The sequence below is a fragment of the Paenibacillus sp. PvP094 genome (genome assembly GCF_040546835.1).
GTDB lineage: Bacteria > Bacillota > Bacilli > Paenibacillales > Paenibacillaceae > Paenibacillus > Paenibacillus illinoisensis.
The window spans coordinates 5388327-5405642 of sequence record NZ_JBEPOM010000001.1; the positions used below are offsets into that span (position 1 = coordinate 5388327).

At 49.0% G+C, this 17316-nt stretch carries 13 protein-coding genes; all 13 read right to left on the reverse strand.

What is annotated here, in order from left to right:
- Window positions 1-371 precede the first annotated feature (371 nt).
- Window positions 372-872, reverse strand: a complete 501-nt coding sequence (locus tag ABIC22_RS24510) for a (2Fe-2S)-binding protein (RefSeq protein WP_354484465.1) — start codon at window positions 870-872, stop codon at window positions 372-374.
- Window positions 869-3193: a xanthine dehydrogenase subunit D gene (pucD, locus tag ABIC22_RS24515; protein ID WP_354484467.1), complete on the reverse strand. Its 2325-nt coding sequence runs from the start codon at window positions 3191-3193 to the stop codon at window positions 869-871. Before pucD ends, ABIC22_RS24510 begins: the two co-directional genes overlap by 4 nt.
- Before the next feature lie 34 nt (window positions 3194-3227).
- On the reverse strand, window positions 3228-4139 hold the full coding sequence (locus ABIC22_RS24520) for an FAD binding domain-containing protein (protein WP_354484469.1): 912 nt from the start codon (window positions 4137-4139) through the stop codon (window positions 3228-3230).
- Between the two features lie 367 nt (window positions 4140-4506).
- Window positions 4507-5160 carry a nucleotidyltransferase family protein gene (locus ABIC22_RS24525; protein ID WP_354484471.1) on the reverse strand — a complete coding sequence of 218 codons (654 nt, stop codon included), beginning with the start codon at window positions 5158-5160 and terminating at the stop codon, window positions 4507-4509.
- A complete protein-coding gene (locus ABIC22_RS24530; RefSeq protein WP_354484473.1) occupies window positions 5126-6208 on the reverse strand; it encodes an XdhC family protein in 1083 nt (360 codons plus the stop codon). Before ABIC22_RS24530 ends, ABIC22_RS24525 begins: the two co-directional genes overlap by 35 nt.
- 74 nt (window positions 6209-6282) lie before the next feature.
- Window positions 6283-7605, reverse strand: a complete 1323-nt coding sequence (locus ABIC22_RS24535) for a 5'-deoxyadenosine deaminase (RefSeq protein WP_127540161.1) — start codon at window positions 7603-7605, stop codon at window positions 6283-6285.
- An 85-nt stretch (window positions 7606-7690) separates the two neighbouring features.
- On the reverse strand, window positions 7691-9286 hold the full coding sequence (ggt, locus tag ABIC22_RS24540; protein ID WP_354484475.1) for a gamma-glutamyltransferase: 1596 nt from the start codon (window positions 9284-9286) through the stop codon (window positions 7691-7693).
- Window positions 9280-10521: a pyridoxal-phosphate-dependent aminotransferase family protein gene (locus ABIC22_RS24545; RefSeq protein ID WP_354484477.1), complete on the reverse strand. Its 1242-nt coding sequence runs from the start codon at window positions 10519-10521 to the stop codon at window positions 9280-9282. The genes ggt and ABIC22_RS24545 overlap by 7 nt, the downstream gene beginning before the upstream one ends.
- Window positions 10522-10527: 6 nt before the next feature.
- Entirely contained in the window at window positions 10528-11829 is a 1302-nt protein-coding gene (locus tag ABIC22_RS24550) for a Zn-dependent hydrolase (protein ID WP_354484479.1), read from the reverse strand.
- Complete coding sequence (gene allB / locus ABIC22_RS24555; RefSeq protein ID WP_354484481.1) at window positions 11816-13231, reverse strand: allantoinase AllB; 1416 nt, start codon at window positions 13229-13231, stop codon at window positions 11816-11818. The genes ABIC22_RS24550 and allB overlap by 14 nt, the downstream gene beginning before the upstream one ends.
- 41 nt (window positions 13232-13272) lie before the next feature.
- Window positions 13273-13650, reverse strand: coding sequence for a hydroxyisourate hydrolase (gene uraH / locus ABIC22_RS24560; RefSeq protein ID WP_354484483.1), 378 nt, complete (start codon window positions 13648-13650; stop codon window positions 13273-13275).
- On the reverse strand, window positions 13650-15155 hold the full coding sequence (gene pucL, locus ABIC22_RS24565) for a factor-independent urate hydroxylase (RefSeq protein ID WP_127540172.1): 1506 nt from the start codon (window positions 15153-15155) through the stop codon (window positions 13650-13652). The genes uraH and pucL overlap by 1 nt, the downstream gene beginning before the upstream one ends.
- 303 nt (window positions 15156-15458) lie before the next feature.
- Window positions 15459-17069, reverse strand: coding sequence for a PucR family transcriptional regulator (locus ABIC22_RS24570; RefSeq protein WP_154894329.1), 1611 nt, complete (start codon window positions 17067-17069; stop codon window positions 15459-15461).
- Window positions 17070-17316 lie beyond the last annotated feature (247 nt).

Here is a 17316-nt window from a genome sequence, read left to right on the forward strand (position 1 = left end):
ACATACAATCGATAAATTCGTGATGTTTTTTTAGAGTGGTCTTATTTTTTTATCAAGATTCGAAAACGATTATAATTCTACCCTATCCAGTAAGTAAAGAAGCGGAAAATCCATGAGAGTAGGTTATATTTATTTCATAATTTTGAGTTGAAATTTAAATATGTTGGTAGATGTTGGTTCAACTATTTTATTCTTCAATATAGATGAGGCTTATGGAGGTTATCGAAAATAATAAGTTTACATAATATTTATTACGTTTATCCATAAAATAAAGACCGGACGTGATGGAATTGAGAACTCCCTTCACGCCCGGTTTTTTATTCGTTTGATATTAAAATATAATGAGCTGATCACTCACCTGTACCTCATGGCTAAGTAGCCTTCGTTTCCTCACAACCCTCACTTGCCTTACATACTGCTCTTATAATTCCTCCATATCCGGTGCAGCGGCACAGATTACCGCATAATCCCGTTTCGATCTGTTCCTGTGTAGGCTGGGGATGATGATCGAGCAGTGCCTTCGTGGCAATGACCATACCTGGTGTACAATAACCGCATTGAAACCCGCCCTCTTCTACAAAGGCCTGCTGTATCGGATGCAGACTCCCTTCCCGCTCACCGTGTAGCCCTTCAATGGTCGTAATTTCACTTCCTTCACATTGATAAGCCATAATCAGGCAGGAGTTGACCGGTTCTCCATCCATAAGCACCATGCATGCACCGCAGCGTCCAACTTCACAGGACACCTTGGTTCCGGTCAGGTTCAAATGAGTCCGAAGCACATCCACCAGCCGGGTCGTTTGAGCAATGTTAAGTACCTTCTCTTCCCCATTCACTACTGCTGACCAGATGTTACTAAGCGGCTTGCTCATGAGGGACTCACCCCTTCCTGTAAAGGTACATGTAGGGATTGAACCAGTTGTTCACGCGGAACGGGCAATCGGTTCACCCACACCCCGGTAGCCTGATGAATTGCTGCAGTGATTGCTGGAGCGAGTGCCACAGAACCAATCTCGCCAATCCCTCTCGGTCCAAAAGGATCCCCTTCGGGAAGGTCTTCAATAGCCTCAACCTCGAGATTGGTATGGATATCCCGAATCGTTGGAATCAAATACGTATCCAGATTGGTAGTAAGATATCGACTATCCTGCATGACAGCATCCTCCGTTAACGTAAACCCGAGTGCCATCACACTTCCACCTTCGATCTGTCCAATGAAGCCCATCGGATTAATGACGGGTCCCGCGGCTACCACATGACGTGTATCGAGCAATTTGGCTTCTCCGGTTAACGTGTTCACTTCTACCTCTGCGGCAACCGCCGCATACGTATATAGATAGTGTCCGCCCACGACATGGTCAGGCGTGGTTGGATAATCGAAATGAGTATCAAATACCCATTCTTCCGCTGTGCCCTGGCCCGCCAAATCTGAGTAGGCAGTAACAAACCCCAATGATTTCGTCTCTACATCAGTACTAGGCAGTTGGCCTTTACGCCATACACCGCCAGGTCCTGTCACCAGTTCATCAGTCGGAATACCCGACAAGGCCGAAGCTGCCGATAGGATTCTGGAACGGAAAGGGGTCTGCAATCGCTGCAAAGCCATCCAGGCCATCGTTGTGGAACGCGAAGCGGTGCTTGAGCCACTGTGAGGAACCCGATCCGTATCGCCAATGATGATATTTAAATCCGAAGTACTGCATTGAAACAGATCGCAGAGCATGATCTCCAATGTAGCGATCAATCCCTGACCAAATTCTTCGTAACTGAAAGCCACTTCTATTTTCCCTTCCGAATTAAGGGATAAGCGGCCTCCTGCCGGGTCGGGAATCCCGTAACCCAATCCGGCACCATGCATGGCAATAGCAGCACCTACGCCTCGCTTAATCCATGGAGGCAGAGAAGGATCTGCCTGGGGATGCTGATGCCTTTGCCATAATTCAGAACGATCCATGGCTTCCCATACTTGCGACAGTCCGTCTGTAGTCAGAATTCTCTGATTTAACGGACCAGGGTCAGCCTTTTCCCTCATGTTCCGTCTGCGAAACTCCCATGGGTCCATATTCATGATCTCAGCGAGTCGATCCATTTGGCCTTCCACTGCAAAGATAGCCTGATTCCCACCAAATCCGCGAAATTCACCTGATAACCCATTGTTGGTATACACGGACAAGCCTTCTACATCCACATTGGGGATGGAGTAAGGACCTAGACAATGCTCCGTGCAGAAGTTCAGCACAGGCGCTCCAAGCGTGGCGTACGCTCCTGTATCTGCCGTAATGCGAACCCGGTGAGCTTGAATGATGCCTTCGCGGCTGATTCCTGTCTGCATCTCAATTTTCATCGGATGCCGCTTCAGACCTGCACGAACGGATTCTTTGCGGGAATTGTGCATTTTCACGGGACGTCCGCAGGTCAATGCAAGAAGAGCACCATAAGGCTGCACGTTTAGTTCGTCCTTCCCTCCAAAAGAACCGCCAATGGGAGACGACACGACACGGATGTCATCCTCGGGACAACCGATAATCCGTGCCAGCTGCATCCGGTCCTTGTACCCGTGCTGCGTGGCAGCGTAGACATTAAGCCTTCCATCGTCATCCGGTACAAACAGACCGCCTTCTGTCTCCATATAAGCGTGCATTTGACGAGGTGTATAGTACGTTTCCGTGACAATATGTTCACATGCCGCAAAAGCCTGCTCCACATTCCCGCGTTTAATTTCGGTGCGATGCAGTACATTGCCCGGTCCATGTGGATGCAGTTCCGGTGCGTCCGGAGCGAGAGCTGCATCCGTGCTGTCCAGCGGGGTAAGCTCCTCATACTCCACTTGAATTGCACTGAGTGCCAGCGCTGCACGTTCCGGGGAATCCGCAGCTACTGCCGCAAGGGCATCCCCGACATAACGTACAACATCCTCGCAAAATACAGGCTGGTCAGGCGTTGCAATTCCAAAACGATTCAGGCCGGGTACGTCTTTGGAGGTAAGGACAGCATACACTCCCTCCATGGCCTCTGCTTCTGTAGTATCTATAGATAGAATGCGAGCATAAGGATAGGTGCTGCGCAGAACTCTTCCATGAAGCATTCCGGGTAGAGTCATATCCGTCAGATACTGGAGTTGTCCTGTTACCTTCGGAATTCCGTCCGGTCTCAAGTGCCACCGTTTTCCGCTATGTTTCCGATTCAGCAGCATGGTCTCTCTCCCCTTTTCTTGATCAAGATTTGAATCAACGGTATAGTGCTTCCCACAGTCCAGCCCCCAGCAAATTACCAGCAGTCTGCTTGCGGTACTCTTCAGTTGCAAAGACATCGCCATAGGTCACAAATTCCTCAGAGGCAGTCCTTCCTAGCGGCTCTGCTTGCATAAGCGAAGCTTCTTCGCGAAGCAGCAGCTGTTCCGACGCAGGTAACCGCATGGCCACACCTGACCCTCCGCCTGCTGCTATCGCAACCTTATTCCAACGACCATCTGGATCAATCTCTCCACGAAAAGCAATGGTTACCAGAGATGCGCTAAACGTCTCTCGCCTGCCCAGCTTGCGGTAAAATGCAATCTCTCTCGCGTCAGTTGCTTGGTTCTTGAGATTGGAGACAGGCAGCTTATCCAGCGGGATCTGGATCGAGATTAACACGTCACTTGGATTGCGACTGCCGTCACGTCCCCCTTTCAACCAGGAGTCTAGTGTACGGATTTCCAACCCTGCGTCCGTCATCCACTGCAGTTCTGCGTTGTATGCGAGCAATGCGGGTAACGTATCTCCGACTCCTGATACAATGTTGCCGCCAATTGTCGCTACATTGCGAATGGATGGCGCAGCTATCGTTTTCACAGCCTCTTGTAATAACGATAGATGATGAAGTAATTCGTCAGTAATACATCTATTCAATCGGGTCAGGGCCCCGATCACAATTCGATCTCCATCTATATATACGTCACTTGTTCCTGGAATACGTGCCAGACTGATCATATGCTCCGGTGAAGGTACAAGACCGCCTTCCCACTGGGTCCGCAGCAATGTTGCGCCTGCAGCGTAGCAGAAGCTTCCGTTCAACCTGTTCCTCAACATCCGGAGTTCTTCCAGATCTTCCGGCTGCCATACCGATGGCATCGCTCCTGACCCATATGCTGGTATTACCATCGTTCCATCCCCTCTCTCTTATAAGCACGATATAGGACGCTGGATTCAATCCGTATAGGCGCTGACTGTTAAAGATAATTCATCCTACAGGATCCAGATAATTCTTCAAATCATATGAGACTAAAGGGTTAGCGTCAATTAGCTTCACATCGATTTGGATAAATGTATAAATACGATCCGCGTTTTGTGCTTCATGCATGATAGGAGTAACCATACCTAACACTGCTCTTCGCTTGGAATGATATAAACGACACAAAAAGGCCAACCAAACGAACTGGATGACCTGTTTATGTTAAGAGAGCAGAGATAAGTAGATAACCTACGACTACGTTGTATTCAATTGAGGGGGCATGTTATTGGGTCGAAGTTACTTCATTTGAGCTGATTTATTTACATAATCCATAATGCGTTTCAGTTCAGCCTCCGTATCAGCATCCCAGAAACAAAAGTCAGGCAAGTTTACCTCAGTTCCAGAGAAGGTGTCATTACGCATAATCTTCCGCGCACCCTCATCTCCGACAAGAGCAAGGAGGTGATCAAACATATGAGAGCGAAAGGCAACAGGAGGCTTCCGCCCCTGGCCGTCCGCAGCAGCTGCATAATCAGACTGTTTGTTCAATGCAAGTGCTGCCGAAACCTGGTTAATATCCTGCGCCCTTATTAAAGGCTGGTCCGCCAAAAGAATCATTACACCTTCTGCCCCGTATTCCTTGGCTTCCTTGAGACCACATTGAAGCGATGCGGCCATACCAGAAGAGTATTCTGTACTGAGAGCAATTTGGAGCTTAGTCTCGCTCCTATAGTTAGCTGAGGATACTGATGCGTGGAGTACATTTTCGGGGAGCCATTCCAAGGAATCCTCCGGTTTCACCACACAGATGACCTGTTCCAATTCAGAATCGAGTGCCGCTTGAAGTGACCAGGCCGACAAAGCTCTCCCATCCGGCATAGTCACTGCTAATTTATCTCGGCCAAGACGGGTACTCTTACCTGCGGCGAGCAGAATGCCCGTCAATCGCATGCGTACTCCCCCTTTGAGCAGAGCAGTTTTCAGTTCCAGCAGCGCGCTTGCACGCAATCAGTTCAGCAGCAACGCTAATGGCGATTTCTTCTGGTCCATCTGCCCCGATACTGAGACCTACGGGAGAATGGAGATTCGGTAGCGGTGGTAAATCATTCAATAGTCGTGCTGTCCGTGTTTTGGAACCCATAATACCGAGATAAGCATACTCACTTCCCGACAGCAGCTCCAAGAATTCACGTTCACGCGGGAACTGATGACTCATCAGTATGAGGAAATCTCCACGTCGTATATTCAGCACAGGCATGATTTCAGCGGGAAAACCAGGAACGAGATCTGCATCCGGAAACCGGTCGGACGTACACAGACCCTCTCTCCAATCCGCAATGATGACATGAAATCCAGATACCCTCGCAAGCCTGGCAACAGGTATGGCATCATTTCCCGCCCCGATTATAATAAGTCGCGGTTTAGGAGTATATATGGTCGTTATTCGTAAAGGCAGATTCCAGTTCTCTGACTCAGTTGATTTTACGTCCTTATCGATTTCTGTCCTGTATGAATCGAAAGACATACGAGTTACGTCTATGGAAGGAACAAGGTTCCTATCGATTGAATCAACTCGATGCCATTCATATTGAACAAGGGAATAGTTATGCTGAAAGTAACGGGTAAACTCCGCCGCTGAACCAGATTTGAAACAAGCGTGCATCTCAGTTAATGCACTTCGCAGTTCGCCGCAGACAGGTTCCAGCAGGACGACGACCAATCCTCCGCAGCCAATCGTTTCTCCCCAAGAGAGATCATCTTCAGGGCGCATGTCGTATTCGGCAAATGCCATGTGTCCCGTGTCCAGTACTTGTTTTACACGTGCTTGCAGATCACTCTCGAGACATCCCGGGCTGATGCTGCCATACATTCTGCCATCTTCGGTCAAGAGCATAGAGACTCCCTGCTTACGGTAAGCATGACCTTCCACCTTGACCGCCGTTGCAAGTACACAGCGGGGCTCACCTGCTGCAATTGCACACAGATCATGCATTTCCATATTCGTCTCCACCTTTCCGAAAAGTCTTCTGCGAGCAGCAGTTATACAACATTTCCCTCTGAAAATAACCTAACTCAAATTCTCTTCATCAAACGTGCAATGCTCTTATCCGATTCGCGAAGCACGATGCCACGGTCAATGGTCTGAATCTTGCGGTTTTTGAGCACAATGCTTCCATCAATAATAACCGTGTCCACACAGCTCCGAGTCGCGGAGTACACCACGCGGGAATAAACATCTGTCTCATACGAAGGATAGGTATGGAAATCATCCAGATCCAACAACACCATGTCTGCCTTTTTGCCCACTTCCAGACTTCCAATTTCCTTCGACAGCCCAAGCACTTCGGCACCACCCATCGTTGCCATGCGCAGAACCGTGCGTGCATCCATGATCGTAGGCCCATGAGGAACCTTTTGAATTAATGCTGTCAGACGCATTTCCTGAAACATATCCAGGTTGTTGTTGCATGGTGCGCCGTCCGCACCGATTCCCACCGCAATCTGGCGGTTAAGCAGGTCAGGAATTTCCGCTATACCCGATGACAATTTCATATTTGAGCCGGGGCAGTGGGTAACTTTTACCCCTCGCTTGCGAATGATTTCCTTCTCTTCTTCACTAAGCCAGACACAATGTGCAAGGACGAGACGTGGGGTTGCCAGACCGATATGATCCAGATAGACAATGTTACGCATTCCGCGTTCATGTTCGACCAGTTCAATCTCGCCACGATTCTCCGATGCATGCGTATGCACCTTCACATGATACTTGTTCGATAGATCACGTACTTCAACAAGCAGCTCCTCTGTACAGGAAACGACGAATCGCGGACAAAACGCATATTGAATGCGTCCGCCCCCGAAACCATTCCATTTCTCAAGCAAATCAACACTTTGCTGCAGCGAGGTTGCCGTATTTTCACGCAGCGGTTCAGGCACTTCGTCGCCGTGGTCCATCATGACCTTGCCAGATATCACCCGAATGCCGCTCTGTGCCATTGCCTGAAAAGCCGAATCCGTGTGATGCACCGTCTCCATATCCAAAATGGTCGTGGTTCCACTCGAAATCAGTTCGCCCAGCCCAAGCATCGCCGAATAATAGACAGATTCCTCATCATGCGCTGCCTCCAGTGGCCAGATTCGTTGACGAAGCCAATCCATGAGCTCCAGGTCGTCCGCACGCCCGCGAAAGAGTGTCTGGCACAAATGAATATGTGTCTGAATAAAGCCTGGCAGCAGAACTTTGCCACGGGCATCAATAACCTGATCAGCCTGAACGTCGATATGCTCGGCAATCTCTTTGATTTTGTTATCCTCGATCAGCAGATCCCCTGTAAATATATCTTCTTCCGCATTCATCGTGACAAGCTGTGCACCCTTCAGCAGGATCGTTCCCATGATAATCTCCCCTATCGTATCTATGTCTTTTTTTACGCTATTTTCATGAGAAACCAAAACCAATCCAAGCAGCAACCAAGCGTGGTTACCATCCGATGGCCATGCCATCTCCTCTGGGATCGGCAGCTCCGCTAATCATGCCATCCTCACGGATGACAATCCCTTGCGACTGACCCATAATGTCATCCCATGGAGCTCTGATCTCTACGTTATGTCCCCAGTGAGCCAGCGTCTCGCATACGTCATCATGATAGCGATTCTCTACCCGCATCGTGTCGCCTTCTTCACCCCACGTCCGTCCGTAGACCCAGCGTGGCAGACCAATTGCTTCCTGAATGGTCAGACCATAGTCCAGAACGCCAGTAAGTACGGATAACTGCGTCTGAGGCTGCCCTTCTCCGCCTTGTGTACCCAGAAGCATATAAGGCTTCCCATTGCGGGTAACAAGACCAGGCATGAGCGTATGAAAAGAGCGTTTATTGGGTTCAAGCACATTCGCATCTGTCGAATCAAGAGAGAAAAAGGACCCTCTATTTTGCATAATTACGCCAGTATCTCCCGGAACGTAGGCTGCGCCAAAATCAAAGTACAGACTTTGAATAAACGAGACGGCGTTGCCTTCCTGATCGACTACAGCAGCGTAGGCAGTATCCTGCCCGATCGTTTTGGACAAGAAGGGCTGTGCTACTGGAGGTGCAGATTGGATCTCATTCCATAACTCATCCCCGTAAGTCTTCGATAACAATTGATTCAAGGGGATTTCGCGAAAGTCAGGATCAGTGAGGTACCGGTCACGATCACGAAATGCCTTTTTCACCACTTCGGCCATCAGATGGTAGAACTCCGGCGAAGTCCGACCTACGGAAGAGAGATCTATGTGTTCGAGCATATTTAACATCATCAATATCGAGAATCCCTGCGAGTTGGGCGGCATTTGATGCACTTGATAACCCCGGTATTCCGTGCTGACAGGCTTTACCCATTCTCCCTTGTGTGCTGCAAAGTCCTGAGGTGCCAGCATGCCGCCATCTTCTCGAATCGCTGAAGTCAGACGATCTGCAAGCTCTCCTGTATAAAAAGAATCCCGTCCTCCCGCCTGAATCAGGCGAATGGAAGCAGCCAGTTCGGTCTGGACGAGCAGCTCACCTTCCTGAAGCAATGTGCCGTAAGGGGCAAATACCGCTCGCAGCGGCGAATGCCCCATAATGAAATCTTCATCCCGTTCCAGCCACAGACGCAGATTGCGCGATACCGGACACCCCTTCTCCGCGTACTGCACGGCTGGTTCAAGCAGTTGCTCCCATGGTAATCTCCCGTAGCGAGACCACACTTCCCACCATGCATCCACCATTCCAGGAACCGTTATCGCGCTGAGCACGCCGCGTTGGGGAATGGCATTCATGCCCATTGCTTTGAACGTATCGGCATGAATACCTGCTGCCGAGCGGCCGCTTCCGTTATAAGCGGTAATCTCACCGCTTGCTCCATCGTGAATGAGGAAAAAGGCATCTCCCCCAAGTCCAGTCATGTGCGGATAAACTACGCCCAGTGCTGCGCTCACCGCAACAGCCGCATCATAAGCGTTACCACCCTTCTGGAGAATTGAGCTTCCAACCGCACTCGCCAGATAATGTGGTGAGGTGACCATCACCTCTCTGGACACGGGCATCTGATTTAACATAAGGCTTCCTCCTTTCCAGCGTACACGTCGAGTGCTGCCTGCACTGCCTCACCCGCAGGTAGCCCGTGGCGATGACGGAGCAGAACCGCCTCCAGTGCACCAAGCACATGCAGTACGTTTTTGCGCTGACAGCTGAAGCCCATCGTTCCAATTCGCCAGATTTTCCCCTTAAGAGGACCAAATGAACTCGCAATTTCGATGCCGAAATCATGTAGAAGCATGCTTCGTACCGATTCGCCATCGATCCCTTCCGGAATATGGATACACGTCACTACCGGAAGTTTGCTGGACATGTCTCCATAAATTTGAAGCCCCATCCCCTGAATTCCGGCGACGAGCGCGTTTTCGTTAATCCGATGCCGCTCGAAACGGGCTTCCAGTCCTTCCTGAAGCAAAATTCGCAAACCTTCATGTAAACCGTAGAGCATGGATGTAGCTTCTGTATGATGGTTCAACCGGGCAGAACTCCAATAATCCTGCAGCTGACTCAAGTCAAAATAGTTGCTTGCAATAGTTCGTCCCTCTGCCCTCGCGCTTGTCGCGTCACGGAGTCCGCGTTCGACCGTTTTGCGACTCATCAATTTTTTCTCTACGCGGCTGTTATATGTCAATGGGGCCATGCCGGAAGGAACGGATAAACACTTCTGCGTTCCGCCCATTACCGCATCCAGATACCAGGTATCGGTCATAACGGGCGTACCCCCTATGGTGGCAACCGCATCAACGACGAGAAGAAGATCCAATTCACGGCATACTTTGCCGATCTCGGCGAGGGGCTGCATCTGGCCGGTGGATGTCTCTCCATGAACCATGGCCACAATATCCGGCTTATGAGTGTGAATGGCCTTGATCACTTCTTCTGGATCAAAGACCGATCCCCAAGCCGTTTCAATACATACAACTTCCGCACCGCAGCGCTCCGATATTTCTACAAGCAAATGTCCAAACCGTCCGTATATAGGGACCAATACCTTATCCCCCGGCTGGATCAAACTAACCAACACGGCTTCAATGCCGGAACGTGAGGTGCCATCTACCGGATAACACCACTCATTGTTCGTCATGTATAATTCACGCAGCATGACCATCGTTTCATTCATCAGGGACGTAAACTCCGGATCAAACTGTCCGAGGATCGGGAAGGACAAAGCCCTTAGAACTCGGGGGTCGACTTCTACTGGTCCCGGGGTCATGATGGTTCGCAAGGACGGAGATAATTCTCTATAGCTGGACATGGTCAATCAACTCCCGTAACCGTATTTATAAAGTAGCTGAACAAGAACCCGAAATCCTCGCATCAGGTCCTCCTCAGCTGTGAATTCAAGGGGACTGTGACTGATCCCGCCCTGACTTGGTACAAAGATCATCGCTGTCGGGCAGGCTGGCTGAAAAATCTGTGAATCATGGCCAGCTCCGCTGGGCATATGCATATAGGACAGGTGCTCCTGTTTGCAAATATTCTGAATATCCGCTGTGATCTGTTCGTTCATTGGAATCGGGGCTACCGACAAGTGTTCTTCCCAGTTCAATTCAAGCTGCAGTTTAGATGCAATCTGAAGAAATGCCTGAAGCATGTCATGCCAGCACCGATCAATACTCTCCTGCCGGATATGTCGGATATCAAGCGAGAATTCGGCATGTGCCGCGACCACGTTACCTACACCAGGCACAGCAGTGATTCGGCCAACAGTTGCCACAAGGGGTTCACCTGCTGCCATAGCAATCGTCCTAACCGCCGTAATCATCTCGGCTGCACCTGCCAGTGCATCCTTCCGCCATGACATAGGTGTTGTACCCGCATGATTCGCTTCGCCACTAATCGAAATACTCAATCGCTTCTGACCAACGATATCGGATACAATTCCAATCGAATGACCAAGTCGTTCAAGCACCTGTCCTTGTTCGATGTGAAGTTCGATAAAGGCACCATACTTTTGAGCAGCCGGTCTGTAGCCACTGTCTGACCCGAATCCGGCTTCGCGAATCGCTTGTGAAAAAGCTATTCCATCCTTATCCGTCAAATGTTGAATGTCTTCAAGAGAGGTGATCCCCGTAATGCTTCGTGATCCCCAATAGGCAAATGGAAATCGGCTTCCTTCCTCTTCGCATAGCGAAACTACTTGAAGCGTACGCTTCGGCGCCCCGAAATGTCGTCGTAAGTACTCCAGAGCGAGTACTCCTGCTGCTACACCGTAGGCACCGTCATACCTTCCACCATAAACGACAGAATCAATGTGTGAGCCGGTCACAATGGGGAGCTGCTCAGCTCCTGCTGCAGAATCTGCAGCTCGTAACGTGCCATATAGATTGCCGGACTGGTCGAATTCGGGAAGCAGTCCCATTTGCTCCATCCGTGCAGCCAGGGCATGCTGTGCTTCGCACCAGGCTTTGTCATACAACAGGCGAGTTACGCCGCCTTTGGCATCAGCTCCGAATGTGGACAGCCAATCCAGCATGCCTTGAAGCTTCACTTCTTCCAGCTGCGGCAAGGGAAGAATCGGCTCTTCCGTCTCGGAACCCATGAACGTTTCAAACTCTGTCATGATACTCCTCCGTTCCGCGCGTGCCATTTTTCCCATACGAGCCAGCAGCAATAAACTGACCTGCAGGATTAGATGATAGCCCTCCCTTTTCGCTATATACTTTGATCCCTCGGCAGTACACTTCAGCTACGCCACATGCAAATGTACGTCCGATATATGGACTCTGTTTATGGGTATATAGCAAATCGTCCACGTTTAATGTGGTACTGGTATTCCAATCAATAAGCACGAGGTCCGCGTCTTTACCGATCGCAATTTCTCCTTTACTCTCAAGCCCAAGCCTTCTGGCCGGCTGCAAAGCAAGAACCCTTCCGAGTAAAGGCAAACTTAAACGGCGGCGAAGATGACCTTCATCCAGCATGATCAGCAGCGTGCTCTGCGCACCGGAAATACCGCCCCATATTTCAAAAAAATTGTCTGACTGTTTCATGGATGGCGGGCACGGTGAATGATCGGATGCGATGACGTCAATAAGCCCGGATGCCAGCGCATCCCATAATGTCTCTTGTTCGGCGCTGCTGCGGAGAGGTGGAGCACACTTCGCCACAGCGCCCAACCGAACTACATCCTGTTCTGTGAGCGTCAGGTAATGAGGGCAAGTTTCAGAGGTGACGTCCTGACCGCGCCCCTTGGCTTCCGCAATTCGTTCTAACGCTTCTCTCGTACTGATGTGCACGAAATGCAGCGGACACCCGGTTTGTTCTCCATATTGAAGCGCCCTGGTGACGGCTAAGACTTCTGCTTCTGCAGGACGGGATTTCACATAATCCATTGGCCCTGTCTTTCCTTCGGCAATGCTTCTCGCCCCAAGCTGTGCAACCATCTCTTCATCTTCGGCATGAAGGGCAAGTACACGATTGAGCCTCGCTATCTCGTGCATGCCGTCCAAAAGCGTTTGCTCATCGGCTCTCGCAAAGATGTCCTCTCCTTCTCCGCCCGGCTCCGACATAAATGCCTTGAATCCGGCTGCGCCGGACTCAGCTAAGTTCATTAGCTGCTGCCGATTACCAGGAACTAACCCTCCCCAGAATGCATAATCGACATAGGAGCGATCCTGGGCAGCTTGCTTTTTCATATTCCAAGCTTCCGGACTTGTCGTTGGTGGGACTCCATTAAGCGGCATATCAACATAAGTGGTAATTCCTCCTGCAGCAAGCGCAGCCGATCCCGAACTGAATCCTTCCCAACTGGCCAGCCCCGGTTCATTAAAATGAACATGGATATCCACTACGCCAGGCATAACGGTGAAACCAGCTGCTTCGACTACCTCAGTTCCTTCCTCAACCTTCAGTTGAGCGGATAAAGCTGTGATTTTCCCATCTTGGATACCAATGTCCAGCTGCTGTACACGATCTTTTAACACGACCCGGGCTCCCCGGATGATCGAATCAAAATTTGCCATTTGGATGCCCTCCCTGTGTCAGAACCAGTGTTCAAAATTGTTCAGCTTCCGCGGTATGTACTGTAACCTCCTGGAGCGATTAGTAAAGGAATATGATAATGACTTTCAGTATCGGATACGGCAAAACGGATGGGTACAACCGTCCATAATGCTTGCACCGATTGTTCAGGTGAACGAGTTGCATAGTACTTTTCGACGTCAAAATGAAGCTCATAAATGCCTTGCTCCAGACGGCCCCCGTCCAGTAAGGGTGCATCCAGACGGCCATCACCGTTGGTCACCGATTCGGCAACTTTTAACCTGGACTCCGACTCTCCATCCTTTTGTACAAGATGCAGTACAATCCGAACTCCCTCGGCTGGTACTCCTTTGGATGTATCCAGTACGTGTGTTGTTATGCGTCCTCCAGCCTCTGTCATTACGATCTACCTACTCTCTTCGAATCATTGTACTCTGCTTCAAGGTCTTCCCTGGTCATTGAAAAACCTTGAAACCCGTATGGTGGTCTGGGCTCGGTATACACCTTGCCTTCTCCTTCGGCCACTTCTTCCAGTACCGTATCCCATGTCCGATTGTTGGATTCAAACGATACTTCAGTTAATTGCCCGAATCGCTTCAATATACGGAGTCCGATCTGATATAACAAATGTTGAATGGATGCAGATCGGCATTCGTGGAACACCGCAGCAGCAATATCACTTACTTGTTCAGCAGCCACATAACGTCCGCGCGTATCATCCATTCCATCTCTTGGGTCGTGGTACCGCCAGTTGATATCCAGAAAAATGAACAAGGGACGATCTCTTGTCTCAGGCAGCGAGGTATATTCATCCTTGATAAATCCCGCAAATTCACTACCCTTAACCTTGATCAGTCGCAGATCAGCTAGACCACTGAAATGGTTACTCCATTCAATTTGATTACCGTTTCGTTCTGCCTCTATTGCTGCCGTACCCCGATCATTTTGCGAATACCGGAATACCATCGTGCTTGATCGATAACTTCCATCGGCTCCAATGGGTACATCTTCAAAAGGGATCTGATCCGCGGTCATCTGAACTTTCATCATTTGAGGGTATTTCTCAAGAAAGAGCTGACTCACATACGCAAGAAATCCCTCAACGGTAGCACCGGTATAACTCGCAGCGTGCTTGAGAATAAAATTCTTCATGGAATCCGTGGCCACGATGCTGGAATTATCCCCTTCCGTAAACGAAGGCAAGAATGCATCCCCTTGCACAGCTATCTTAATGTTCATGCCGAAGAGAACGTTGCTTCTTCCGGTAAAAGGGGATTCCGGTATTGATCCGATCCCGGTTAGAGGTTTAGCATAGGAGCGATACAACCACACGTCACCTTTGCCGTAATACATGGTTCGTTTCGGCACCACAGCAGGCTTCGGTTCAATTTCATGTTCATGCCCAATTTGAACCAGCCACTTCTCCAGCCGGATAAATGCAATTTTGAATACTTCATTTAAAGCCGTTTGAAATTCTTCATCCCTATTTCGCGAGCGACGCTGACGCATCGATTCGAGAATGGACTGAGCGGTATGACCTTTTACCGCCAATATGAATGGAAAGCCGAATCGGCTTGTATATTCCTTGTTTAATTGATTCAATTCGTCATACATTTCAGGGGAGAGAGAATCCAGTCCAGCACCAGCTTGTTCCTTCACGGAATTGCTGCTCATGCTGATTCTTGCGCCGAGATCGGGATGGTTGCGCAGCAGCTGCAGGATGACATCGTCGTCAGACGTTTCAACAACATGTTTCATGATATTCATCATGTGTTCTAATGAATTAAAAGGTCGCAAAGTCCAGGAACGTTCAGCCACCCATGGTGATTCCTCAAATAAGCCACCAAAGGTATGCACGAACTGTGTGACAGACCAGCTGTTAACGAGTTTCATAAAATCGCTCATGTCAGAACCTCCGGTCTTCTGTGAATTATTGTTCTTCATTTTAAGGTCAAGGGCAGGATGCAGCAATAATATCTACGCAATTTTGTAATATAACATAACATCATATTCACGAACTGTTATCTGTGCACAGGAATTAAGGGTCTTCATGTCACATAATCTAAAAAACCGTACGCCAGATAAGGGGCGTACGGTTTTTGATCTAAATTATGATGATAGTTATGAAGCACAAAAGTCGGCAACTCTGGATTTGTTCGAGTTGTGTATTTCTATCTGCGATCTGTTCACTCTCTGTCTAATGCATCCTTATGGTCTTTCGGTTCTTTTATCCCGGCCAAATTTACGGAACGTAAATACCAGTTTTAACTTTAGCAAGTCATTCGTTTTTTTAAAGTCCATCTGCAGCAGACTTCCGATTTTCTCCATGCGGTACGTAATGGTGTTGCGGTGAACAAACAGCTGCTTCGCAGCTTCGTTGATCAGTCCATCGTTCTCAATGAAAGATTCGAGTGTGTTCATCAATATGTGATTAGGGTCCCCATCTCTAGCCAGCAGAGGTTCCAATACTTTATTACAGTAATTCTCCATGATGTTATCCGGGACATGTTGGAACACATAGGCAAACTCCAACATCTCGAACTGGAGTGCGCGATCCTTCATTCCGAAGCGGCGTGCCAGCTGCCGGGTATCCAGGCATTCCTGATAAGCTTCACGTAATGATTTGGGCTCATGTTTCATTTTGCTAATCCAGAATCTCGGCACAGATGCTCCTTTTGCCTCCTGTGCAGATAATACATCCGCGAAGCGACTGAGTAGAAAACTCGAAAGTTCCTCCCCATAGTCGCGCCCTGTCGGGCATGTATATATCGACAGAATGCCATCTTCCATCTGAAAATGCTGCGACGCCGTAAATTGCATCAATGGATTATATTGCAGTTCACGATGAATTTGCTTCAGCAGCTTCCCCTCGGCGAAAACCGAAGGTTCCAGCGTAATGAGCACGCATTGATAAGTACCCTGGAACAGATGAACGCCTTTGTTCTCACTGAGTCTGGTCAGCTCCTCCACCGTCATTTTATTTTCGAGGTATTGGGTTAACAATGTACGCATCTCATCCTGCACAGTCGGATTAATGTGTTCACGATAGGTCATATCCATATAAAATGCCAGTACGTCAGCAGCCTGCTGAAATAATTCTTCCTCTGCCCGCAGGGAGAGGGCTGAATCTGTAAACACGAGCAGAAACCCATACTCTTCATCATTTTGTTTGATGGGAACCCGATGACAACTGCCCTGATTCCATTTCACGCGATGCATAACGGATTTCCATGGCCACCCCTGTACCAGTGCATCTCCGGCAATCGTCTCACTCCCATAGAGTACATGTCCCCTGGAGCCTATAACTGCAAGCGGGTAGTTTAATACGGTCGCAAGCTCGGCAAACACATTTCGATGCTGCTGCTGCTGTTGTAATGCAAAATGCATCAGCTTCTTCTGTTTCTGTACAACCTCATGCAGCAGCCGGTGACTTCGCTCGTGTTCCGCCTTGAACAGAGCATTCATTTGGTCCGAAAACGTAAACTGGAATGGCAATTCCAGCAGCGGCAAACGTAAACGGTCCGCCTCTTCTATGATCCCTTGGGGAATGGACTGCCAGAAACGTCCGAGTTTAATGCCGAGTCCTGCACATCCGCGGTCATTTAGTCTGCGCATTAATCGAAGGGCATCTGTTTCATTGTCTTTCATGATAAAAGCGGTTGTGAATAACAACTCTCCGGATTTAATCCAATCCGCGATATCTGGGGCGTCCATGACGTTAACGGATTTCATCATCCGTGAAGTCCCCTCCCCGCCGGCAACGAGTCTGGCCTCAGACAACGGATATACTTGCAAAGCCTCTTTAACCGTAAGCTGCATAGACACGACCTCCCACATATATAACTTATTAAGTTATATTTTCCTCTTATAATGGAAATGAAAAGCTCTTCTCCAGGGTTAACAACCCATTTAGTTCATCGGAATCAAACTATTTGTTAAGTATTATAACATCAAATTTGATTTCAGAGCTTACATGACAAAAATAAAACCAATGACATCATTGCAGCGTGAGCTTGGCAATTTATCATTGGTTTTATAATGTGTATGAAATGATTGATTTGCGGTA